This is a genomic window from Paenibacillus tianjinensis, from assembly GCF_017086365.1.
GTDB classification, from domain to species: Bacteria; Bacillota; Bacilli; order Paenibacillales; family Paenibacillaceae; genus Paenibacillus_AQ; species Paenibacillus_AQ tianjinensis.
In genome coordinates, this window is record NZ_CP070969.1 from 755,996 (window position 1) to 778,047 (window position 22,052).

Here is a 22,052-nt window from a genome sequence, read left to right on the forward strand (position 1 = left end):
GGTTTAGGCCTGTTACTCACTCGTTGGTCAGTTTTGAGAGTTTAAGCTCTCAGCAGTACCTTGATCCTTGAAAACTGGATACCGAAACGAATTTGCGTTTTAGAACATTCTTTAAGCTGAACTTGTGTAAACAAGTTTCAATTATAGCAATGCTGGCGATTTTCCTAACGGAAAACGCAGGGTTAAGCTAATAAGAGCACACGGAGGATGCCTAGGCGCCAGGAGCCGACGAAGGACGTGGCGAACAACGAAACTGCCTCGGGGAGCTGTAAGCAAGCTTTGATCCGGGGGTGTCCGAATGGGGAAACCCAGCTGTGGTAATTCGCAGTTACTCACACCTGAATACATAGGGTGTGTAGAGGCAGACCAGGGGAACTGAAACATCTAAGTACCCTGAGGAAGAGAAAACAATAGTGATTCCGTTAGTAGCGGCGAGCGAACGCGGAACAGCCTAAACCAAGGGGCTTGCCCCTTGGGGTTGTGGGACGTCTCACATGGAGTTACAAAGGAATATGGTAGGTGAAGAGGTCTGGAAAGGCCCGCGATAGAGGTAAAAGCCCTGTAACCTAAACTGTGTTCTCTCCGAGACGGATCCCGAGTAGTGCGGGGCACGTGAAACCCCGTATGAATCCAGCAGGACCATCTGCTAAGGCTAAATACTACCTGGCGACCGATAGTGAAACAGTACCGTGAGGGAAAGGTGAAAAGCACCCCGGAAGGGGAGTGAAATAGAACCTGAAACCGTGTGCTTACAAAAAGTCAGAGCCCGTTTTAGGGGTGATGGCGTGCCTTTTGTAGAATGAACCGGCGAGTTACGTTTAACATGCAAGGTTAAGGTGAGAAGCCGGAGCCGCAGCGAAAGCGAGTCTGAATAGGGCGACTAAGTATGTGGACGTAGACCCGAAACCGTGTGATCTACCCCTGTCCAGGGTGAAGGTGCGGTAACACGCACTGGAGGCCCGAACCCACGTATGTTGAAAAATACGGGGATGAGGTGGGGGTAGCGGAGAAATTCCAATCGAACTCGGAGATAGCTGGTTCTCCCCGAAATAGCTTTAGGGCTAGCCTCGGTGAATGGAGTGGTGGAGGTAGAGCACTGATTGGGTGCGGGGCCCGCAAGGGTTACCAAGCTCAGTCAAACTCCGAATGCCATTTACTTCTTGCCGGGAGTCAGACAGTGAGTGCTAAGATCCATTGTCAAAAGGGAAACAGCCCAGACCATCAGCTAAGGTCCCCAAGTGTGTGTTAAGTGGGAAAGGATGTGGAGTTGCACAGACAACCAGGATGTTGGCTTAGAAGCAGCCACCATTGAAAGAGTGCGTAATAGCTCACTGGTCGAGTGACTCTGCGCCGAAAATGTAACGGGGCTAAACACACCACCGAAGCTATGGCTAGATGCTTTGCATCTGGGGTAGGGGAGCGTTGTGTATACGTTGAAGGTGTACCGTAAGGAGCGCTGGAGAGTACACAAGTGAGAATGCCGGTATGAGTAACGAAAAGATCAGTGAGAATCTGATCCGCCGAAAGCCCAAGGTTTCCTGAGGAAGGCTCGTCCGCTCAGGGTAAGTCGGGACCTAAGGCGAGGCCGAAAGGCGTAGTCGAAGGACAACAGTTTGAAATTACTGTACCACCGTAATCCGCTATGAGCGATGGGGTGACGCAGGAGGGTAGTGACGCGGACTGATGGATGTCCGTCTAAGCAGTGAGGCTGGTGTGTAGGCAAATCCGCACATCGTAAGGCTGGGCTGTGATGGGGAGCGAAAATTATAGTAGCGAAGGTCATGATCTCACACTGCCAAGAAAAGCCTCTAGCCAGGAGAAGGTGCCCGTACCGCAAACCGACACAGGTAGGCGAGAAGAGAATTCTAAGGCGCGCGGAAGAACTCTCGTTAAGGAACTCGGCAAAATGACCCCGTAACTTCGGGAGAAGGGGTGCCTCGGTAGGGTGAATAGCCCGAGGGGGCCGCAGTGAAAAGGCCCAAGCGACTGTTTAGCAAAAACACAGGTCTGTGCGAAGCCGCAAGGCGAAGTATACGGGCTGACGCCTGCCCGGTGCTGGAAGGTTAAGGGGAGTGGTTAGGGGCAACCCGAAGCTATGAACCGAAGCCCCAGTAAACGGCGGCCGTAACTATAACGGTCCTAAGGTAGCGAAATTCCTTGTCAGGTAAATTCTGACCCGCACGAATGGCGTAACGACTTGGGCGCTGTCTCAACGAGAGATCCGGTGAAATTTTAATACCTGTGAAGATGCAGGTTACCCGCGACAAGACGGAAAGACCCCATGGAGCTTTACTGCAGCTTGATATTGAATTTGGGTACGATCTGTACAGGATAGGTGGGAGCCGTAGAGGCAGGAGCGCAAGCTTCTGCGGAGGCGCCGTTGGGATACCACCCTGATCGTATCTAGGTTCTAACCTAGTACCCTAAGCGGGTACGGGGACCGTGTCAGGCGGGCAGTTTGACTGGGGCGGTCGCCTCCTAAAGAGTAACGGAGGCGTTCAAAGGTTCCCTCAGAATGGTTGGAAATCATTCGAAGAGTGCAAAGGCATAAGGGAGCTTGACTGCGAGACCTACAAGTCGAGCAGGGACGAAAGTCGGACTTAGTGATCCGGTGGTACCGCATGGAAGGGCCATCGCTCAACGGATAAAAGCTACCCTGGGGATAACAGGCTTATCTCCCCCAAGAGTCCACATCGACGGGGAGGTTTGGCACCTCGATGTCGGCTCATCGCATCCTGGGGCTGAAGTAGGTCCCAAGGGTTGGGCTGTTCGCCCATTAAAGCGGTACGCGAGCTGGGTTCAGAACGTCGTGAGACAGTTCGGTCCCTATCTGTCGTGGGCGCAGGAAATTTGAGAGGAGCTGTCCTTAGTACGAGAGGACCGGGATGGACGTACCGCTGGTGCACCAGTTGTTTCGCCAGAAGCATGGCTGGGTAGCTACGTACGGACGGGATAAGCGCTGAAAGCATCTAAGCGTGAAGCCCCCCTCAAGATGAGATTTCCCAACTAGTAAGACCCCTTGAAGACGACGAGGTAGATAGGTTGGAGGTGGAAGTGCAGTAATGCATGGAGCTGACCAATACTAATCGGTCGAGGGCTTATCCAAAAGCTACCCCAAAAAGTGAAGAAGAGGCTGACGAAGCTGATTCCGAATACTTTCCGGGGGCCCCGTAAGAAGGGCAAACGCATTTTCGTTTCGGATTCAGTTTTCAGGCGATTAAGCCTGCCGTTTGGTGGCGATAGCGGAAGGGTTCCACGCGTACCCATCCCGAACACGACCGTTAAGCCTTCCAGCGCCGATGGTACTTGGACCGAAGGGTCCTGGGAGACTAGGACGCCGCCAAGCGGAAATTTCCACACACTCTGTGGTATTTTTTTTGCCCTTATTAGTTGAATAGGCATATGAAAAGGGCCTTTAGCTCAGCTGGTTAGAGCGCACCTCTGATAAGGGTGAGGTCAGTGGTTCGAGTCCACTAAGGCCCACCATTTTCCCTGATAGCTCAGTTGGTAGAGCACTCGACTGTTAATCGAGTTGTCACAGGTTCGAGTCCTGTTCGGGGAGCCATCTGGAGAGGTGTCCGAGTTTGGCCGAAGGAGCACGATTGGAAATCGTGTAGGCGCCACAAGCGTCTCGAGGGTTCGAATCCCTCTCTCTCCGTTCGCTTTTGTATCATTGTTAACAGCATGGCTCGTTGGTCAAGGGGTTAAGACACCTCCCTTTCACGGAGGTAACATGGGTTCGAATCCCATACGAGTCATATCATGGAGGCTTAGCTCAGCTGGGAGAGCATCTGCCTTACAAGCAGAGGGTCGGGGGTTCGAACCCCTCAGCCTCCACCATAAATTCCCCACAAAGTGAAGCAGAAGCTTTGTAGAGGATTCCGGATGCTTTCCGGGGGCCTCAAGAGAATATATACTTTTACTGACGCGGGGTGGAGCAGCCCGGTAGCTCGTCGGGCTCATAACCCGAAGGCCGCAGGTTCAAATCCTGCCCCCGCAATACATCCCCAAAAAGTGAAGAAATGCTTTGTAGCATATTCCGATTACTTTCCGGGGACCCCAAAATCTTTATCCTGGAACCGTGGTGTAGTTGGCCTAACATGCCTGCCTGTCACGCAGGAGATCGCGAGTTCGAATCTCGTCGGTTCCGCCATTTTTAAATGGTATTAAGGTATCAGGGATTGTGCATCCTATATCTCGAAGTATAGAGTATCCACCCGATTCCGTAGAACTTGCTAATTATAAATATTGGGGATTAGCCAAGCGGTAAGGCAACGGACTTTGACTCCGTCATTCATAGGTTCGATTCCTATATCCCCAGCCATTATGTATAAGAGCCATTAGCTCAGTTGGTAGAGCACCTGACTTTTAATCAGGGTGTCGAAGGTTCGAGTCCTTCATGGCTCACCATTTTCTCACAAAGTGTGCGCGTGTGGCGGAATGGCAGACGCACCAGACTTAGGATCTGGCGTTTCACGACGTGGGGGTTCAAGTCCCTTCACGCGCACCATGTTTTTGCGGACGTGGCTCAGCGGTAGAGCATCGCCTTGCCAAGGCGAGGGTCGCGGGTTCGATTCCCGTCGTCCGCTCCATATAGATTTTGCGCCCTTAGCTCAGCTGGATAGAGCGTTTGACTACGAATCAAAAGGTCAGGAGTTCGAATCTCTTAGGGCGCGCCATTTATTTTTAGCAAGATGAACCACTGTATTACGGGATGTAGCTCAGCTTGGTAGAGCACCTGGTTTGGGACCAGGGGGTCGCATGTTCAAATCGTGTCATCCCGATTTTATATTTTGCGGGTGTAGTTCAATGGTAGAACTTTAGCCTTCCAAGCTAATAGCGTGGGTTCGATTCCCATCACCCGCTTCATAAACAAAGAAAGAGCTGTGGATTATCCGCAGCTCTTTCTTTGTTTTTTTTTCGGTAAAAGGCTGGGTAGAAAGTATTGAGACCTGAGTAAAGACGTGTATTTAGTGACAGCGGGAGTGCCGGTAGCTGATATATTATATTTACATAATTATCCGCATTGAATACATGAAGCCAAGGAGCATACCGCATGACCAACAAAGTAATTCGAATCTTCAAAATTATCAACGCGATCCAGTCTAATCCCGGAATTACAGCCACCGATCTTGCATTCAGATGTGATGTGGCCCTCCGGACGATTTACAGGGATCTTGATATGATCAGCCATTTTGCCCCGGTTACAAATGAAGGCAGGGGGACCGGCTACAGGTTCCTGGGAAAGTTTTTTCAATATCCGCTGGATTTCTCTGAGCAGGAGGCATTGGCATTCTCCCTTTTGCCCTCAGTGCTGAATCCGGACAAAATCCCCCCGGGTTTTCACACCGCCTATGACAAGGTTATGGGCACACATCTGAAAGAGAAATCTAAGCAGAATGGAATTCTGGAGAACATTGCGGATATTATTCAAATGGGGAAACCGGCTTACCGCAAAGAAAGCCGGAATTTCCTGCAGCCGATTATCGGAGCGATTCTGGAACAAAGGAGCATCCGGACTATTTATCACTCTCAGTCACGCAATACCACAACAGAACGTGAAATTGATCCCTATTATTTAATTCCGCGCGGCCAGCGATTTTATCTTATTGGGTACTGTCATGTTAAGGGGGCCGTCCGTACCTTCCGTATGAGCCGGTTTCAGCAGGTTGAGGTCACGGACTCATGCTTTGACAAAAGCGGGTTTAATATTAGAAGTTATTTGAAGCATACCTGGTCGATTAACCGCGGGAATAAATACATAAGGTTCAAGGTGCGCTTTTCTCCTGAGGTGGCGCGCTACATTAAGGAAGAAGAATTATTTGTTCATCCACGGATGAGCGATGGGCAGGACGGCAGTCTTCTGTTCGAAGTGACTGTTAACAATGCTAATGAGTTCATGAAATGGATATTGCAATATGGCCCCAATGCGGAGATTCTCGAACCCCTGTCGGCCAGAGCGGAGCTTCAACTTCAATTGGAGCAGTGGGTGGGGCTTTATCAGTAGAGTTGCTTTTAAAATCGATAAATCCCCGGGCTACGAGCCCGGGGATTTTTATTGGAAGCTTTTTATTCAGCTGCAGGTACAGGCAATCCAAGTCCGGCAGCCACACGCTGCCCGAACTCAGGATCAGCTTTGTAGAAGTGGCCGATCTGGCGGATTTTGATCTCATCGTATTCCACAGGTGTCATGGCCCCTACGATATTCTGGACAAGCCGGGCACGTTCCTCTTCACTCAGCAGACGGTACAGATCACCAGCTTGTGTATAATGATCGTTGTGATCGTAAGGCACACTGTCTGCCTGGCCGGAAACTTTAAAAGCTGCAGGCTTATGCTGCGGAGATTCTGTAGCACCGCCAAAGCTGTTAGGCTCGTAGTAGACGGACCCGCCGCCATTGCTGGTGGAATTCATCGCACCGTCACGCTGGTTATTGTTCACCTCGGCGACAGGCCGGTTAATCGGCAGCTGGTTGTGGTTGGCACCTACCCGGTAACGGTGGGCATCGGCATAAGCGAACAGGCGCCCCTGGAGCATTTTGTCGGGTGATGCTTCAATTCCGGGCACGAATGAACCTGGGGAGAAGGTGGCCTGCTCAACTTCTGCGAAATAGTTCTCAGGATTACGGTCCAGTACCATGCGGCCGACCTCAATCAACGGATAATCCTTCTGCGACCAGACCTTGGTTACGTCAAAAGGATCGAACCGGTACGTATCCGCATCCTCCTCCGGCATAATCTGCACACACAGTCTCCATGCCGGGAAATCGCCTTTATCAATGGCGTTAAATAAGTCCTCGGTATGATAATCCGGATTCTCACCAGCAAGCTGTGCCGCCAGGTTGACATCCAGATTTCTTACACCCTGTTCTGTTTTAAAATGATATTTCACCCACACAGCCTTACCCTCGGCATTAACCCACTTAAACGTATGGCTTCCGAACCCGTGCATATGACGGAGCGTTGCCGGAATACCGCGGTCTGACATCAGGATGGTAACCTGGTGCAGCGACTCGGGCGATAATGACCAGAAATCCCACACCGCGTTCGGATTTTTCAGGTGAGTCTGCGGATGACGTTTCTGGGTATGGATGAAATCCGGGAACTTGATCGCATCTCGGATGAAGAAAACCGGCGTATTGTTGCCGACAAGATCATAATTGCCTTCCTCAGTGTAAAATTTAACGGCAAAACCGCGCGGGTCGCGCACAGTATCGGCAGAACCCAGCTCACCGGCCACGGTTGAAAAGCGGATAAACATAGGGGTGCGCTTGCCTACTTCAGACAAGAAGGCCGCTTTGGTATATTGGGACAAATCCTGTGTAACCTCAAAATATCCATGAGCACCGGCCCCTTTGGCGTGAACGACACGCTCTGGAACACGTTCTCTGTTGAAATGGGCCAGTTTCTCGAGCAGATGAACATCCTGCAGCAAAGTGGGTCCACGGGAACCTGCTGTCATTGAATTCTGATTGTCTCCTACGGGGGCGCCCCAGCTTGTTGTAAGTTTGTTATTGCTTTGACTCATGAATACACTCACCTCGGTATAGGATTTGAATTTAGAATTAGTATAAGTTCTATAATAACAAAAATTTAATGAAAATCAATCCTTTTTTATAATTATTTTAATTAACAATAAAAGAGCCTTCCCTCCGCCAAAGCAGAGGAAAGGCTGGTAATGAGACAGATCTCCGGACAATCATGGAGTTTCAGGATCGTTTAATAAATTTTCGGTAATACTGGCTTAACCCTTGATGTACATTTTGTTGTAGTATTCATCCAGCATTCGTTTGCTTGCGAATTCGGTGCGGGTAGTTTCGATACTCTTGTGCATCATTTCTACCCATTTATCACGGTTCTCATAAAAGGTCGGGACTACCCGGTTCAGGAGGGTATCATATAGTGCGTCGCTGTCATGCTTGTCGAGCACTGCGAAATCAGTAGTTTCAAAACCGTCGCCAATCTGCCAGCCATTCTCCCCGTCAATGCAGGCTTCCGGCCACCAGCCATCCAGGATGGAGCAGTTCAGCACCCCGTTCATCGCAGCCTTCATTCCGGAGGTTCCGCTCGCTTCCAGCGGTCTGCGCGGATTGTTGAGCCAAATGTCGGATCCCCGGGTCAGCTGTGCACCGATCGTCATGTCGTAGTTTTCCAAGAAAACTACGCTCTTCGGATACTTCTTCATCATAGCGACGAGGTTGCTGACGATTTTTTTGCCGTTGTCATCCAGCGGATGGGCTTTGCCGGAGAAGACGATTTGGATTTTGCCGTCTCTCAGGTAAGGCTCGATCACTTCCGGCTGGGAGAAAATCAGGTCGCTGCGCTTGTAAGGTGCGGCACGGCGGGAGAAGCCGATCAGCAGATTGTCGGGATTCAAGGCAATGCCGGAACGCTCCTCAATAAAGCCGATCAGTTCATTCTTGATCTCTTGATGTGTAGCCCATAGATCGCCGCCTTCCTCGAAGGCGCGGGTCATCCGTTCGTCTACCCAGGTAGGGGTATGAATGGCATTGGTGATGCCGATGATTTCCGATCTGCCGGCAACCTCTTTCCACATTTTATTAGCAGTATCGGCGTGCAGCTGGGCAACGGCATTGGAGATCCGGGACAGGCGTAGGCCGGCCACGGTCATGTTGAACGGTTCACCGCCGATCCGCTCCATTTGGTCACGGGTTAAGCCGTTAAAGGCACTCATGTACTCCAGACGGTCTAGCGGATGGGTCTCATTGCCTTCCTTTATCGGTGTGTGGGTTGTGAACACAACTTCTTCGCGTGTCGCTTTCCAGGCTTCTTCAAAGGTGCTGCCGCCGGACATCTTCTCACGGATTAGCTCGATTGCAGCCAGCGCAGCATGGCCTTCATTGAAATGATAGACATCGATCGGAATCTGCAGCGCACGCATTGCCTTCACCCCGCCAATGCCGAGCACAATCTCCTGTGCGATCCGTTCTTCACCAAACCAGCCGTACAGCTGGCCGGTAATCCAGGCATCACTGTTCTCCGGGATATCCGTATCAAGCAGGTAAAGGGGGCTATTGCCGAATTGCTCGGTTTTCCACACTTTGCAGACCACATCGGTTTTTCTGACTTTTACAGTAACCTTAACCCCTGTATCTTCTAGAAAATCATAGACATAATTGTGGTAAGAGTCATAGGGATTGCCATTCGCATCAATTTTCTGGTCCGTGTAGCCTTGCTTCCACTTCAGTCCGATAGGGATGATTGGGGCACCAATGTCCTTTGCACCTTTGATGTAATCTCCAGCAAGGATGCCCAGGCCGCCGGCATACATTTTGAAGTCGGAATGCAAGCCATACTCCATGCTGAAATAAGCGACAGACGGTAATTTGTTCTGGTTCACTTGATAAGCCTCCTAAATACGAATTAGTTTGGAATCAGGTGTTGCTGTAAGCTACATCTAAGGTGCAAACGTTTGCTCAAAACAGTGAAGCTTTCCCTGGAAGCGATTGCACATCTATTCTAGCACATTTGCTGAACAAAAGCATAGCGAAGTTTGAAAAACAACTCGACCTGGAAAAGCATACAGATTCCGTAAGCCGGGACTGCACAAAGTAGGTATCCTTGGCTAGTGCCAGGGGAGTATCACAAGCTCCGGACTGAGCAAAACCTCCCAAATATTCATTTTTGCTCATCAGGCGGAGGACGGCAACCGAAATATATGATGAAATACATCACAGCATAGGGGGAACGCGAACACATGAAAAAATTCCTTAGTATCTTTGCAAGCTGTCTTGTGGCAGTCAGCATGATGTCGGGAGCGGCACTGGCAAAATCTGAAAACGGTAACGGAAAGGGTAACAGCAACGGTAACAGCACTAAAGAAGCTGTTGTGAAACCTGCTGCAACACCTGCTGCAACACCTGCAGCCGACAAAGCGAAAGAAAAGGAAAAAGAGAAGGGCAATGAAAAGGCTAAAGAGAGCGTTACTTCTGTTACATATGCTACATATGAAAACAAGGGTCATAATGGATATAAAGGGCTTCTGAATGCCATTGAAAATGTGAAGGACAAGCCGGCAGGGGCTGTTATAGCCGGGTTGTTGTTGACCAAATATAATACTGAGCTGACACCGGAAATGAAAGCTGAGCTGGAGGCCATTCAAGATAAGGATGCTGCGCTGTCGGCACTTGCGGATATGCTGAAGGAGCGGGGAAGTGTAACTGACGCAGTGTATGTTCAGAAGGAAGCTATTTTGGCCAATGTCAAGAATCTGAATTCATACAAAAAGCTTGGTGAGCTGTATGCACAAACCGGTCAAAACGGGATAAAGCTGTATGTTAACGGCGAAGAGTCTACCTCAGCAGTTGCTCCAATTCTTAAAGCCGGAACTACTTTAGTACCGTTCAAGGCTATTGCGGAGGCCCTCCAGGCTGAGGTGGTCTGGAACGCGAAGGATCGCTCTGTTACCATGACCCGGGAAGGGACTACCGTGAAGCTGTTTATCGATAAGAAGACTGCATATGTCAACGGTCAGGAAATCATTCTCCAGGTGACGCCTGCCATCGTTAAGGGCAATACTGTGGTGCCTGCCCGCTTTGTCAGTGAAGCCTTGAAGGCCACTGTCAAATGGGAGCCGGTATCCCAATCAGTAGTTATCTACGAAGAGTAGTACATTTCAATATTTGCTAAGGCACGGCAGATACTGCCGTGTCTTTTAGCGTATAAGGATAGAAATAGATCACGTCATCGTTTGATTAATCCGGGGAAATCCGAGTAAGATAGAGAGTAACAAGTGTAGGATGGTGAAAAGATTGGGAATCGTGATAATTGGCAGCCTGAATATGGACATGGTCGTGCGCACAAGCCGGGCTCCTGAGGCCGGAGAGACCTTGTTTGGACAGGCCTTTGCCTTGTCTCCAGGCGGAAAAGGGGCTAACCAGGCTGTAGCCGCCGCCCGTCTTGGCGCAGAGGTGACGATGATCGGCAGAGTGGGCAAGGATGGTTTTGGCCGTGAACTGCTTGAGGTCATGCGGCACGAGGGGGTCCATACGCAGTATATAGGGCAAAGTGAAACCCAGGCTACAGGTGTAGCTTCCATCGTAGTGGATGAAGAAGGGGAGAACCGGATTATCGTTGTGCCTGGGGCGAATCTTGAAATGGGACGTGAGGATATCGCAGCACTGGCACCGGTTATCAGCCAAGCGGAAATGGTGGTCATGCAGCTGGAAACGGATCTACGTATGTGTGAACAGGCTGCGTCTATGGCGTATAGCTATGGGATCCCGGTGATTCTCAACCCTGCCCCGGCCCGCGCCCTTAACGATGAATTGTTACAGCATGTGGCCTACCTGACTCCAAATGAAACGGAGGCAGGCATACTCTCGGGAATGGAAGTGAACAGCATCACGGATGCCGGGAAGGCCGCGCGGATTCTGCTGCAAAAAGGCGTAGCGAATGTAATCGTTACGCTCGGTGCCAAAGGGGCACTGATTGTGAATGATACCGGCAGCCAGCACATTCCGGGATTTCCGGTACAAGCCGTGGATACGGTTGCTGCCGGAGATTCTTTTAACGGTGCGCTGGCCTATCAGCTGACCTCCGGAAAAACGCTTGCGGAAGCCGTCCGTTTCGCTAATGCTGTCGGTGCGCTGGCGGTAGGCAAGCACGGGGCAATTCCATCACTGCCGCAGCTGGCGGAGGTTGAACAGCTCCTCAAGGAATCGGCCGGAGCCTAAGGTATATTATAAGCATATTGAGATACATAAGGAGCTGAACATAATGAGCGGTACTGTAACGGTTAAAAATGTAACGCTGGGTGAGGGAATACCTAAAATCTGTGTACCGCTGGTTAGTGGCACATTGGCTGAACTGGAAAAAGAGGCTGAGGCGCTGAAAGCTCTCGCACCGGATGTAGTCGAGTGGCGGAGCGATTATTGGGCCGGAGTGGACGATATCGCAGCAGTTATGGAAGCACTGGAGCGGATTCAGTCCATTCTGCCGGACATTCCGCTGATCTTCACGTTCCGCAGCGCCAGGGAAGGCGGGGAGAAGGAGATCTCCACCGAATATTATATTCAGCTCAATAAAGCGGCCGCTGAGAGCGGCTGGGTCGATATTATCGATGTGGAGCTGTTCAACGAGGAGACTGTCGTACGTGATTTAATTGCGGCTGCCCATGCCTGCGGGGTGTTCGTAATCCTGTCCAATCATGATTTTGAGGGAACGCCGTCCGAAGAGGAGATTGTTTCCCGGCTGTGCAGGGCACAGGAGCTTGGAGGCGATCTGCCGAAGATTGCCGTTATGCCGGGCAGTCCGGGGGATGTGCTGACACTGCTGGCAGCAACGAATAAGATGCAGGAGCAATATGCGGACCGTCCCATCATTACGATGTCCATGGCCGGAGAAGGGGTAATAAGCCGCCTGGCCGGAGAAATCTTCGGCTCGGCGCTGACCTTTGGTGCAGCACACAAGCCCTCGGCTCCGGGCCAGGTAGCGGTAACAGAGCTGCGCAGAGTGCTGGAGCTGCTGCACCGCAGCCTGTGAGCCTTGAGTCTTGAATAAACCGGGAGAATACAGACAGCTCCATCAGTCGGAGCTGTCTTTTTGCTGATCCTCCACCGTGATTCCCCGTGACTTAAATACGTCCTTAGCCACAAAGGTTGCATTCAGCACACGCGGAAATCCGGCGTAAGGCGCGCAGTGCAGGATGGCTTCTACTATTTGTTTAGGAGAGAGTCCTACATTAAGCGCAGCATTGATGTGAACGTTAAGCTGTGGTTCACAGCCGCCGAGAGTGGTGAGTGAGGAGATGGTGATCAGTTGGCGCTGCCGCAAATCCAGCCCATCACGGGTATAAATATCGCCAAAAGCAAACTCGATTACAAATTGTCCTAAATCGGGAGAGATGTCTTTCAACGATTCAATCACTTTGGCTCCCCCGGTACCATCCACCTCCATCAGCTTTTCCCAACCGCGATTATAACGTTCTGTAGTCATAAGTAAACCTCCGTTTATATAAAATTTTTATGCTCTACACACAGAGTACAGCTTAGAGCGCGCTCTAATGCAACTGTTCATTTGCTGTGGTATGATTTCAGCATGAACAAGTTACTTACGATTCAGGAAATGTCCCGCCTAACGGGACTATCCGCGCATACGCTGCGGTATTACGAGAAGGTAGGCATGCTGGAGGGCGTGTCCAGGAATGAACAGGGATACCGTGCCTATTCCGAGGCCGATGTGTCTTGGGTTCAGTTTCTGGTCATTCTGAGGGAGCTGGATATTCCAATCCGGGAAATGAAGCGTTATTCCGATCTGCGCAGCCAGGGTCTCTCCACCGTCCATGAGAGACGATTGATGCTGGAGGCCCATCAGAGCAGGGTCCAGCAGCAGATGCAGAAGCTCGGCGATAATCTCGGGAAGATTGAGGGCAAGATTCAATACTACAAAGAAATGGAGGAAGAGGCGGAAGCTTAGATACAAAAGAGCGGCAGCGAATGTCCGCTGCCGCTGCCGCTTCATGGTCAAAGAACGCCCTATAATAAGGGCAGGTGAACCCTGAAGCTGAAATCTGGTCTACTCTTGCCCGGTCCCGGTATACACATGAACGGCATCCCTCAGAAACTTGGCCATGCCGGGACGGACCTTGTCATAGTATGCGGTAAACCGCTCATCATCCACGTACATCTGGGCAACTCCGGCATGGGCTTCCTTCGTGTAAGTGTCCCAGTAGAAGCTGAGCCACTGGCGGTGCAGGTCAGCGGCTTTTTGCGCCAGCTCGCTGGCAGAATCGCCTTCCTCCATCGCCTGCTCCAGTGACTCGAACATGTCTGCTTCGAGCTGCTGAAGGGCAGTGTACTGCTCTTCCGTCATATTGCTCAGCTTGCGGTTCGACTTCTCTACGGCTTCCCCGCCGTATTTCTCCCGGACCTCTTGTCCGTATTTCTGCTCGTTATCGTCGATAAGCTTCTGCTTAAAGCCTGCGAATTTCTCTTCATTACTCATGGTCATTCTCCCTTCTGATTGGGCCAGTGTCTGCTCGACGTTCGCAATCAGCTCATCCAGCTGATTCCTCCGCTGAAGCAGCTTCTCATGGTGTTCCCGCAGAGCCTGTGCACTGTCAAAGGACGGTGAGGTTACGATTTCCTTGATTGCCTCCAGGGTTAGGCCGAGCTCGCGGTAAAACAGAATCTGCTGCAGCAGATCTACTTCAGCCTGGCCGTAAATACGGTATCCCGAGGAGTTAATTCTTGCAGGCCTCAGAAGTCCGAACTCATCGTAATAACGCAGCGTCCGTGTGCTGATCCCCGCAAGCGCCCCCAGCTTCTGTACGGTATATTCCATAATGACTGCCTCCTGTAACAGTTTCTCAGCGTTAGATTCCTCTGTATGACTGCTCATCCCGCCGGTAAGCTGCTGCTTACAAGACCACTCTACACCTTCACGTAACGGCAATGTCAAACGCTATTTTTATTGTTACCATCTTTAGTATCAGATAGGCAAAAGATACGAAAAAGCGGCAGTCCCCGCGGGGAAACCCCAACTGGAAAACTGCCGCTATCCATACCGTCTAAAGCTATAGATTACTTCTTGCCCAGCTGTGCTGCAAAATAGGCCTGCAGTTCCGCCGCTTTGCGGGGATCGGCCAAAGCGTCTTCACCCGGGAAGTAGTGCTCGGCAACCAGCTCCCAGGTGGGGACGATTTTTTGCGAGGTCATGGCTTTGATCGCAATTTTGACCGTTTTGCGCTCTCTGGCATTGGAGAAGGTGTCCACATAGTGCTGGGACCGCTCAAAGTCCAGCTCCGGGAAGACTGCACGGAAAATCTCTGCAGTCATCTTGGCATCGTCTAGCGCCCGGTGGGCGGAGCCGGAAGGCTCAAGCCCAAACAGCGCCATCGCACCTTCAACGCTGATGTCATTGCTGAGTCCGCGTGCACGCAGCACCCCTTTGAGGAGATCAAAATAGGTTGCCGCCATCCAGTAGGCGTCGTCCATTTTGTGCATCCGGATGTCCTGAATGATCCGTTTCATGTCCTCGCCGCCCCAGGTCAGGAGCAGAACGCCGTCAGGGCTTTGATCGAGCCAGGCCCGGAACGCGGTAATGACTTTGGGGAACCGGTCAGCGACATCGATATCCTCTTGGGGGATGCCGGTTTTTTTCTTAATAAACGAATTCAGGGTAGAGAAATATATAGGTTTGATTAAGGCGGAGAACTCATCCTTAAGCTGCAATGAAGCGTCTAACCGGACGGCTCCAATCTCAATGACCTCCATAGGATGCTCGCTGGCAAATTTGCGGCCGTTGAATTCGATGTCCAGAATAATATAATCCACAGGTAATGCCTCCGTTTCAGTGACTGGCGCTTTCAAGCCGAAGCATGCGCCGACTCTTCTATTTTAGCAAAAAAAGCGGACAAAAGGGAAACAGGCCTGGAATTGGCGACGGGCAGCGTGAATGTATGATATTTTGGCGCAGAGGTATAGGAAGCAGGAGTAGCAGACAACAGAGGAGAAGAAGTAGAAATGGAAATTGAAGCAGAGGAAGGGGATTCTTGGATGCTTCCGCAACCTGTCTACTGGATTGGCGGCTCAGCTTGTGCAGGCAAGAGTACACTTGCGGGAATGTATGCGGATAAATACGGAATGAGCAAGCCTGTTAGGAGACGAACTGGTTTTCATCCGGTTCCACATGCTGGCAGGAAGTCTATGGCAGAAGGGGGGAAGTTACTATGGAAGATAACAAGGAAGCAGTGCTCAAGAGGCATATCTGCGAACTGGAAGAAAAACTGCTGAGCGCGGAGGTACGGACCTGCCCGGAGGAGCTGTCCGGGCTGCTCGCAGATGATTTTTTTGAATTCGGAAGCTCGGGAAGAGTGTGGTATAAGAAGGATTTAATGGGGGAGGACGGGGCAGGTGAGGTCCGGATGAGCTTGAGCGGGTTCGAACTTCATCTGTTGTCTGAGACGGCCGCTCTTACTACTTACCGGATTCTGAACGAAGAAACGGGGGGAGCGACGCTGCGCAGCTCGGTTTGGAAGCTACAAAACGGCCGCTGGCAAATGTTCTTTCATCAAGGGACGCCGGCCGGGAGTCCAAGCCATCCATTGCCGTTGATCTGCTCCGCTATTAGTCTCTGATCACATGGCCCTGACCGAGGGTGACCTCAATAAACCCGGCCATATGCCGGGCTTGATAGCGGATCGGCCTGCCGCTGCCCATAATAACAATGTTGCGGATATCGGCAGAGCCTTCCGCAGGAAGGGCGAAAGCTTTGACATAAGGGTATTCTTCGCTAAGTGTAGTATGGATGGCGTTCATCAGCCGGTCATTGTCAATTCTGCCCATCAGATTCATCACGATCGCACCGCGCGGATGGAGCTTGGAACGGGTGAGACGGAAAAACTCGCTGGAGGTTAGATGCGGCGGGGTTCCGGCGGCTGTGAAGGCATCCAGCAGGATGTAATCATAACGTCCGTTTTGCTCATGCTCCAGGAGGCTCCGGCCATCCCCAATCATGACGTTGTCCTGATTATAGCCGAAGTGGGTTCTGCTATAATTTACGACTTCAGCGTTCACCTCTGCTACCCTAAAGCTCTTCTCCGCAAAATAACCGGCAATCGTTCCGACTCCGTGTCCGATCAGGAACACATCCTGAAAATAGGGCTCATTGCACTCCATTAAATGAATCATGGCCCGCGGATATTCAAAGACAACGCGCCGCGGATGCTCCAGATCAAGCACACCCTGAATGGCATCGCCGGAAAACTGGAGAACGCGAAAACGTCCCTTTTCACCATATAGCTCTGTAGTTTCATACACCTGGATCTCATTGTTATTCCGTGATGCCGGGAACTGTGTCTGCAAAATATCGGTCTCCTTATACGAGGGAAATTCGTTTGTATTCGTTCGGTGTGACGCCGACGATTCTTTTGAACAGCTTGTTGAAATAAGCGGGATCGGGATAGCCGACTTCGGTGCCGATTTCATGCACCTTCAGGTCGTGGGCACTCTTCAGCAGCTGTTTGGCTTTACGGATGCGGATTTCAATAATATAGTCGGTTAGGGTGAGCCCAGTCTCCTGCTTGAACAATTTGCTGAGATAGCTTGGCGTTAGGAATACCATACCCGCGAGCGTATTCAGGTCAGCATGCTGATTATAATTGGCCGATACCCAGCGCTTCACCGTTTCCACCGCCGTGCCGGACATCTCGAGCCGGTGGGTGCGGATTTCATTTAATGCTGCGGAGAAAGGAGTGGTGAACAGCTCTTCCATTTCGCTAAGGCTCATGCAGGCTTTGATCTGCTCCTCCAGCCTTGGGCGGGACTCTATCCGGTAGACGGCTTCGAATTCCGGTAATTCTTTGCGGGCAGTTTCCTCCACCTGCTGCAGGGAGCGGAGAATCAGGTCCGGATTGGCCTGCCCCGCTTCAAGCACGCGGAACATCTTGCGGATCCACTCCCGAGCTCCGGCGGTATTTAGAATCTGCAGATCATGGATCAGCGGCTCCCGGAACGGAGCGAAAGGATCGGCTGGAGACTTCTCCGCAACATTAAGCTCCTCTATAGCAGCATAATGCAGCGGCTGCGGATTATAAATTCCCGCATCACAGGCCTGCTTGGCTTCGAGATAAGCGGTTCTCAGTCTGGCCGGATCGGAATAGGAACGGCTTACCCCGATGTGCAGGCGCTGATTCCTGCCGGGCGGACCGACATAATCTATGAGATCGCGCTGCTCCTCAGGGGTTAACGGTTGCGGGGAATAACGGACCCATACCTGAATGCCTTTATGAATCTCCAGAAGGTCAAATAAGGCTCCTTTCTCTTGCCGCAGACGCTCGGCATAGGCTAGGGCCGTTTCCCGGGTTCCGCCTCTCAGGACATAGACCGTGAAATACGGCTGAGGTAAACCCAGACCCTCTAAAAGAATAGCAGAAGGCTGCTCGATTTGCAGCAGGGAGAGCAGCAGCCCGGAGCGCTGGCATTCTTCCTTGTCATGCTGCAGCTTGCGTTCCTGCTCCAGTCTGTACAGCACTTCGAAGAGCTGTTCTTTGTTGATCGGTTTGAGCAGGTAATCCACGGCTGAGCTGCGGATGGCTTCCCGGGCATAATTGAATTCAACGAATCCGCTCATCAGCAGCGAGCGGATCTGCGGGTGGCTCGCTTTCAGCCGCCTGATCAGCTCCAGACCGCCGACCTGCGGCATACGGATATCGGTAATGACAACGTCCAGCTGAAGGGAAGGAAGCTCATCCAGCAGATGCTTGCCGTCGGGATAAGTACCAACGACACAGAAGGCGCTGCTCTCCTTGCTGATCATCCGGGCCAGGCCTTCGCGGATCAGAACCTCATCATCTACAATCGCAATACGCAGCAATCTGGATATCCCCCTTTCCTGACTAATAGTCCAGCATATATAGTACTATTCCTCAACGCGGGCGCCCGAGAGGTCGTCAATTCTTAGAATGACGCGGGTGCCCCGGCCAAGCTCGCTGTATACACGCAGCCCGAAGGCGTTGCCGTAATGGAGGCGAATCCGCTCATTTACATTGCGCAGGCCGATGCCGAACATTTCGCCATCGGCCCCGTTCATCAGGTTATTGTTTAGCAGCCGCAGGGTACCCTCGTCCATGCCGACACCGTCATCACTGACGCAAAATACGATTTTGCCATCCTCAGCCCAAGCGGTAATAATTATGGCACCCGGGCCCTCCTTAGCCTCCAGGCCATGAAATACGGCATTCTCGACAATCGGCTGGAAGACCAGCTTAATGACCGGAAGCGGAAGGAACTCCTCCGGCACTTCAATATTCAGGCTGAATTTGTCCGGGAAGCGGATTTGCAGCAGATGCAGATAATTACGCACATGATCCAGCTCATGCCGGATGGTTACCATTTCATCGCTGCGGACAATTCCGTAACGCATTTGCAGGCCGAGCAGGTAAGTCAGCCTGGCTACACGGGGATCATCACTGCCCTCTGCCAGCATGCGGATGGATTCCAGCGTGTTGTAAATGAAGTGCGGGTTGATCTGATTCTGCAAGGCCCGCATATCGGCTTTTTGCTTCCGTTTTTCCGTAAGCGACACTTCCTGAAGCAGGTCTTTGACCCGGATGATCATCCGGTTGAAGTGGCTGCCGAGCATCCCGATTTCATCGTTATATTTGGGTGAAAGCCAGACATCCAGATTGCCATGCTGCACCTGCTTCATCAGGCGGACCATCGATTTTAGCGGTTTGGTCAGCGCATAGGAAATGAATGTTGCCACAACCAAAGCAAAGGCTACAATCGCCAAAGTCGTCAAGATCAGCGTATTGCGGGTCTTCTGCACCGGGGTAAGGATCCGTTCCAGCGGAATGGTGACCATGGTCGTCCATCCGGTCTTTGGGGAAACAGTATATACTGCCAGATAATCCCGGCCCTCCAAGTGAATCTGGAAATGCCCCTCCGCCTGATCCGTATTCTGCAGCAGCAGGGGGATATCATGCTGCTGCAGAACGCGGCTCTGCGGATCTGTATTTAAACCGCCATAGATAAGCTGTCCTTGATCGTCCACAATCAGGGTATTCCCCTGGGTGACGGTATTGACCGGCTCAGCGATGCCCTTGAACAGGCTGATGTCGATATCGAAGACGAGCATCCCGATCGGCTTCAGCGAGCTGACCGAGGTAATCGTGCGCAGGACGCTGAATACTTCCCGGTGATCACTGTCGTTCACCCGGATGAAGTGACGGCCTTGCACAACAGGAGCTACCCCGGCCCCTTCGGTCAGTCTTTGCCACTGCGCCATCCGTTCTTCCGGGAATAGTTCATTAATGCCGGGAGCCCTATCATAGAAGACCGATCCGTATTTGTCCACCAAGTATACGGCAATGATCTCGTCTTTCGTATGGTTCAAATAGCTTAGGAACATCGACATGCTGGTGTTCTTTTCCCAGTCGGTATTCTGCTGCTCCAGATAGAACTGGACATCGGTATTATACAGCGGCAGCGCTGTATATCTCTTCAAATCGGCGACATACCTGTCGATGGTATCCGAAGCACTGCCCGCCATTTGCCCCGCGCTCGTCGTGGAGTTCTGCAGCACCGAATTGAAGGTGGAGCGGGAGGAGAGGTAGCTGACATAAGTGATCGGCAGGGAAAGAAGAAAGACGAATACGACAATCAGCTTGCGCTCCATCGGCAGGTTGGCCAGAAACAGCCATAGCCTGCGCGGGATACTCAGGATGTATGATACCAATGTAGTAATCCTTTCCGCACATCCCCCTATTTCACGGCCCCGCTGGTTACCCCCTCAAAGATATAACGCTGCAGGAAAAAGTACAGGATGACCGTCGGCAGCAGAATCAGCAGAATTGCGGCACAGATCAGGTTCCATTCGCCCGAATTGACTCCCTGGAAGCGCATGAGAATGGTGGTTACCACGCCAAGGCTTTGTTTGGGTATATAAAGGTAAGGGATGTACATGTCATTGTAGATGCTGATCGTCTTCAGAATCAATAGCGTAGCTGTTGCCGGAGTTAAGAGCGGGAAGATGATCGAACGGTAGATTTTAAACAGGGAGGCACCTTCCACCATGGCACTTTCATCGAGATCAAAAGGGATGTTGCGGATAAACTGCAGGTACAGAATGATCTGGATCACGTCTGCGCCGATGTAGAGCACGATAGGGGCGCCGAGTGTGTTGTAGAGACCCATATTTTTGATGATGCCAAAGGTGGCGACCTGTGTGGTAATGCTTGGAATGATAGTGGCTACCAGATAAGCTCCGAATACAACCGGTTTCAGCTTAAAAGAGAAGCGGCCCAGCACGTATGCCACCATTGTGCCAAACAGAATGTTCAGGGTCAATGTAATTATAATGATCACAAGCACATTGCCGAACCCGCTGAGGAGACCCCCGCGCTGGAAGACGGCGGTAAAGTTGTCGAAGTTCAGGAAGCTTTTGGGCAGAGCCATGGAGCTGCTGGAGTTGAACTCGTCGGTAGATTTAAAGGCATTAACGATGACCACATAAGGAGGGAAAAGGACGACAAATACCCCGATCAGCAGCGTGATGTATTTGATGAAATCTACAAGGCGAAATTTGGTATGTGCCATGTTTATTTGTCTCCTCCCCGGTTAAGTACCAGCTGCTGCACCAGCAGCACAATGACGACAAAGAAGAGCAGGATGATGCTCATTGCCGAGGCCAGCCCGTAATTGTTAAAAGCAAATGCCGTATCGACTACTTTCTGCACGTAAGTCTCGCTGGCACCTGCAGGGCCGCCTTTCGTCAGTACGAACGGCAGATCGAAAACTTCCAGTGCGCCAGTTACCGTCAGGAACAGGTTCAATTGAATCACAGGCTTCATATTCGGCAGCGTAATTCTCCATAAGGTCTGGAAGGAGCCTGCGCCGTCGATTTTGGCCGCTTCATAAATATCTTTGGGAATAGCCTGTAAAGAGGCGATGTAAATAACCATGTTGTAGCCCATAAACCGCCAGAAGCCGGTGGATGCCAGCGAGTAGTTAACCAGCCCTTCGGTACCGAGCCAGCTGGTCTGGGCCAGATGGTGAAGGCCGATATTATCTAAAAACAGATTCAGTGATCCGTTAGTGGTGTCAAACACATAGCCGAACATGAAGGCCACTGCGACGCCGTTCATAATGTAAGGCAGGAACAGCATAATCCGGAAGGCGTTTTTGCCCCGCAGCTTGCTGCTCAGCACGACGGCGAAGTAAATGGCGACGATATTCTGGACGATCCCCATCACAAAGTAGGCAAAGTTATGGGTGAACACTTTGAAAATATCGGGATTACTGAATACCTCGCGGTAATTGTCCAGGCCGACCCATGGCTTCTCGGGGCTGTAGCCGTCCCAGTTGGTGAAGCTATAGTAAACCAGCTTAATCGCCGGGTAATAGGTGAACGTTGCCAGAAGCAGCAGCGGAATCAGCAGAAAGGATACGATAATAATGGTCTTCTGTTTGTTATAGGATAATGTCCCGAACATTTCTCAGCCTTCCTTCCGTAAAAAGCTCTCTTTAAGATTGACGACAAAATGGATTATCCAGAGAAGGCATAATCCATTTTGCGCCGAAGTTTATGCGG

The 22,052-nt window shown here is 51.4% G+C and carries 16 protein-coding genes, 14 tRNA genes and 2 rRNA genes; 22 read left to right on the forward strand and 10 right to left on the reverse strand.

Annotation, left to right across the window (positions count from 1 at the left end):
* Positions 1–180: 180 nt before the first annotated feature.
* The 17 genes from JRJ22_RS03240 to JRJ22_RS03320 all read left to right on the forward strand — a co-directional run bounded on the left by JRJ22_RS03240 (position 181) and on the right by JRJ22_RS03320 (position 6,007).
* Positions 181–3,106 (forward strand): 23S ribosomal RNA (locus JRJ22_RS03240).
* A gap of 123 nt (positions 3,107–3,229) precedes the next feature.
* Positions 3,230–3,346 (forward strand): 5S ribosomal RNA (gene rrf / locus JRJ22_RS03245).
* Positions 3,347–3,409: 63 nt separating this feature from the next.
* Positions 3,410–3,486: transfer RNA gene (locus JRJ22_RS03250), tRNA-Ile, on the forward strand.
* 3 nt (positions 3,487–3,489) lie between these two features.
* Positions 3,490–3,565: transfer RNA gene (locus tag JRJ22_RS03255), tRNA-Asn, on the forward strand.
* A gap of 3 nt (positions 3,566–3,568) precedes the next feature.
* A tRNA-Ser gene (locus tag JRJ22_RS03260) sits at positions 3,569–3,658 on the forward strand.
* A 28-nt stretch (positions 3,659–3,686) separates the two neighbouring features.
* Positions 3,687–3,758, forward strand: a tRNA-Glu gene (locus JRJ22_RS03265).
* Between the two features lie 6 nt (positions 3,759–3,764).
* Positions 3,765–3,840: transfer RNA gene (locus tag JRJ22_RS03270), tRNA-Val, on the forward strand.
* Between the two features lie 86 nt (positions 3,841–3,926).
* Positions 3,927–4,000 (forward strand) — tRNA-Met (locus tag JRJ22_RS03275).
* Between the two features lie 75 nt (positions 4,001–4,075).
* A tRNA-Asp gene (locus JRJ22_RS03280) sits at positions 4,076–4,153 on the forward strand.
* Between the two features lie 96 nt (positions 4,154–4,249).
* Positions 4,250–4,324 (forward strand) — tRNA-Gln (locus JRJ22_RS03285).
* 10 nt (positions 4,325–4,334) lie between these two features.
* Positions 4,335–4,410: transfer RNA gene (locus JRJ22_RS03290), tRNA-Lys, on the forward strand.
* A gap of 16 nt (positions 4,411–4,426) precedes the next feature.
* A tRNA-Leu gene (locus JRJ22_RS03295) sits at positions 4,427–4,510 on the forward strand.
* Positions 4,511–4,517: 7 nt separating this feature from the next.
* Positions 4,518–4,592: transfer RNA gene (locus tag JRJ22_RS03300), tRNA-Gly, on the forward strand.
* A 10-nt stretch (positions 4,593–4,602) separates the two neighbouring features.
* Positions 4,603–4,679: transfer RNA gene (locus tag JRJ22_RS03305), tRNA-Arg, on the forward strand.
* Between the two features lie 31 nt (positions 4,680–4,710).
* A tRNA-Pro gene (locus JRJ22_RS03310) sits at positions 4,711–4,784 on the forward strand.
* Positions 4,785–4,795: 11 nt separating this feature from the next.
* Positions 4,796–4,866, forward strand: a tRNA-Gly gene (locus JRJ22_RS03315).
* A gap of 190 nt (positions 4,867–5,056) precedes the next feature.
* Positions 5,057–6,007: a helix-turn-helix transcriptional regulator gene (locus JRJ22_RS03320; protein ID WP_206103218.1), complete on the forward strand. Its 951-nt coding sequence runs from the start codon at positions 5,057–5,059 to the stop codon at positions 6,005–6,007.
* Positions 6,008–6,069: 62 nt separating this feature from the next.
* On the opposite strand, the gene katA is transcribed toward JRJ22_RS03320, so the two are convergent.
* Complete coding sequence (katA, locus tag JRJ22_RS03325; RefSeq protein ID WP_206103219.1) at positions 6,070–7,527, reverse strand: catalase KatA; 1,458 nt, start codon at positions 7,525–7,527, stop codon at positions 6,070–6,072.
* Between the two features lie 216 nt (positions 7,528–7,743).
* The gene (glgP, locus tag JRJ22_RS03330) at positions 7,744–9,360 is read right to left on the reverse strand and encodes an alpha-glucan family phosphorylase (RefSeq protein ID WP_206103220.1); all 1,617 of its coding nucleotides are present in this window, start codon (positions 9,358–9,360) and stop codon (positions 7,744–7,746) included.
* 357 nt (positions 9,361–9,717) lie between these two features.
* Here glgP and JRJ22_RS03335 point away from each other — a divergent pair, with 357 nt between their 5' ends.
* The 3 genes from JRJ22_RS03335 (at position 9,718) to aroD (ending at position 12,503) form a co-directional block, all read left to right on the forward strand.
* The gene (locus JRJ22_RS03335) at positions 9,718–10,629 is read left to right on the forward strand and encodes a copper amine oxidase N-terminal domain-containing protein (RefSeq protein WP_206103221.1); all 912 of its coding nucleotides are present in this window, start codon (positions 9,718–9,720) and stop codon (positions 10,627–10,629) included.
* Between the two features lie 151 nt (positions 10,630–10,780).
* A complete protein-coding gene (gene rbsK, locus JRJ22_RS03340) occupies positions 10,781–11,695 on the forward strand; it encodes a ribokinase (RefSeq protein ID WP_232381149.1) in 915 nt (304 codons plus the stop codon).
* Positions 11,696–11,738: 43 nt separating this feature from the next.
* On the forward strand, positions 11,739–12,503 hold the full coding sequence (aroD, locus tag JRJ22_RS03345) for a type I 3-dehydroquinate dehydratase (RefSeq protein ID WP_206103223.1): 765 nt from the start codon (positions 11,739–11,741) through the stop codon (positions 12,501–12,503).
* Positions 12,504–12,545: 42 nt separating this feature from the next.
* Here aroD and JRJ22_RS03350 read toward each other — a convergent pair whose 3' ends face one another.
* Positions 12,546–12,956: a carboxymuconolactone decarboxylase family protein gene (locus JRJ22_RS03350; RefSeq protein WP_206103224.1), complete on the reverse strand. Its 411-nt coding sequence runs from the start codon at positions 12,954–12,956 to the stop codon at positions 12,546–12,548.
* A gap of 102 nt (positions 12,957–13,058) precedes the next feature.
* Here JRJ22_RS03350 and JRJ22_RS03355 point away from each other — a divergent pair, with 102 nt between their 5' ends.
* Positions 13,059–13,436 (forward strand): MerR family transcriptional regulator, encoded by a 378-nt coding sequence (locus JRJ22_RS03355; protein ID WP_232381017.1) that lies wholly within the window; start codon positions 13,059–13,061, stop codon positions 13,434–13,436.
* A 99-nt stretch (positions 13,437–13,535) separates the two neighbouring features.
* Here JRJ22_RS03355 and JRJ22_RS03360 read toward each other — a convergent pair whose 3' ends face one another.
* Both JRJ22_RS03360 and JRJ22_RS03365 read right to left on the reverse strand, forming a co-directional pair.
* Entirely contained in the window at positions 13,536–14,303 is a 768-nt protein-coding gene (locus JRJ22_RS03360) for a MerR family transcriptional regulator (protein WP_206104959.1), read from the reverse strand.
* A gap of 239 nt (positions 14,304–14,542) precedes the next feature.
* On the reverse strand, positions 14,543–15,295 hold the full coding sequence (locus JRJ22_RS03365; RefSeq protein ID WP_206103225.1) for a 3'-5' exonuclease: 753 nt from the start codon (positions 15,293–15,295) through the stop codon (positions 14,543–14,545).
* 395 nt (positions 15,296–15,690) lie between these two features.
* On the opposite strand from JRJ22_RS03365, the gene JRJ22_RS03370 reads away from it, so the two are divergent.
* A complete protein-coding gene (locus tag JRJ22_RS03370) occupies positions 15,691–16,098 on the forward strand; it encodes a nuclear transport factor 2 family protein (RefSeq protein WP_206103226.1) in 408 nt (135 codons plus the stop codon).
* Here the strand turns inward: JRJ22_RS03370 and JRJ22_RS03375 are convergent.
* Genes JRJ22_RS03375 through JRJ22_RS03395 form a run of 5 tightly spaced genes read right to left on the reverse strand, consistent with a single transcriptional unit; the run spans position 16,088 to position 21,954 of the window.
* Complete coding sequence (locus JRJ22_RS03375; RefSeq protein ID WP_232381018.1) at positions 16,088–16,825, reverse strand: spermidine synthase; 738 nt, start codon at positions 16,823–16,825, stop codon at positions 16,088–16,090. The genes JRJ22_RS03370 and JRJ22_RS03375 overlap by 11 nt on opposite strands.
* Before the next feature lie 13 nt (positions 16,826–16,838).
* On the reverse strand, positions 16,839–18,335 hold the full coding sequence (locus JRJ22_RS03380; RefSeq protein ID WP_206103228.1) for a response regulator: 1,497 nt from the start codon (positions 18,333–18,335) through the stop codon (positions 16,839–16,841).
* A gap of 45 nt (positions 18,336–18,380) precedes the next feature.
* Positions 18,381–20,198, reverse strand: a complete 1,818-nt coding sequence (locus JRJ22_RS03385; RefSeq protein WP_206103229.1) for a sensor histidine kinase — start codon at positions 20,196–20,198, stop codon at positions 18,381–18,383.
* A gap of 26 nt (positions 20,199–20,224) precedes the next feature.
* Positions 20,225–21,058 carry a carbohydrate ABC transporter permease gene (locus tag JRJ22_RS03390; RefSeq protein WP_206103230.1) on the reverse strand — a complete coding sequence of 278 codons (834 nt, stop codon included), beginning with the start codon at positions 21,056–21,058 and terminating at the stop codon, positions 20,225–20,227.
* A 2-nt stretch (positions 21,059–21,060) separates the two neighbouring features.
* Positions 21,061–21,954, reverse strand: coding sequence for a carbohydrate ABC transporter permease (locus tag JRJ22_RS03395; RefSeq protein ID WP_206103231.1), 894 nt, complete (start codon positions 21,952–21,954; stop codon positions 21,061–21,063).
* Between the last annotated feature and the right edge of the window lie 98 nt (positions 21,955–22,052).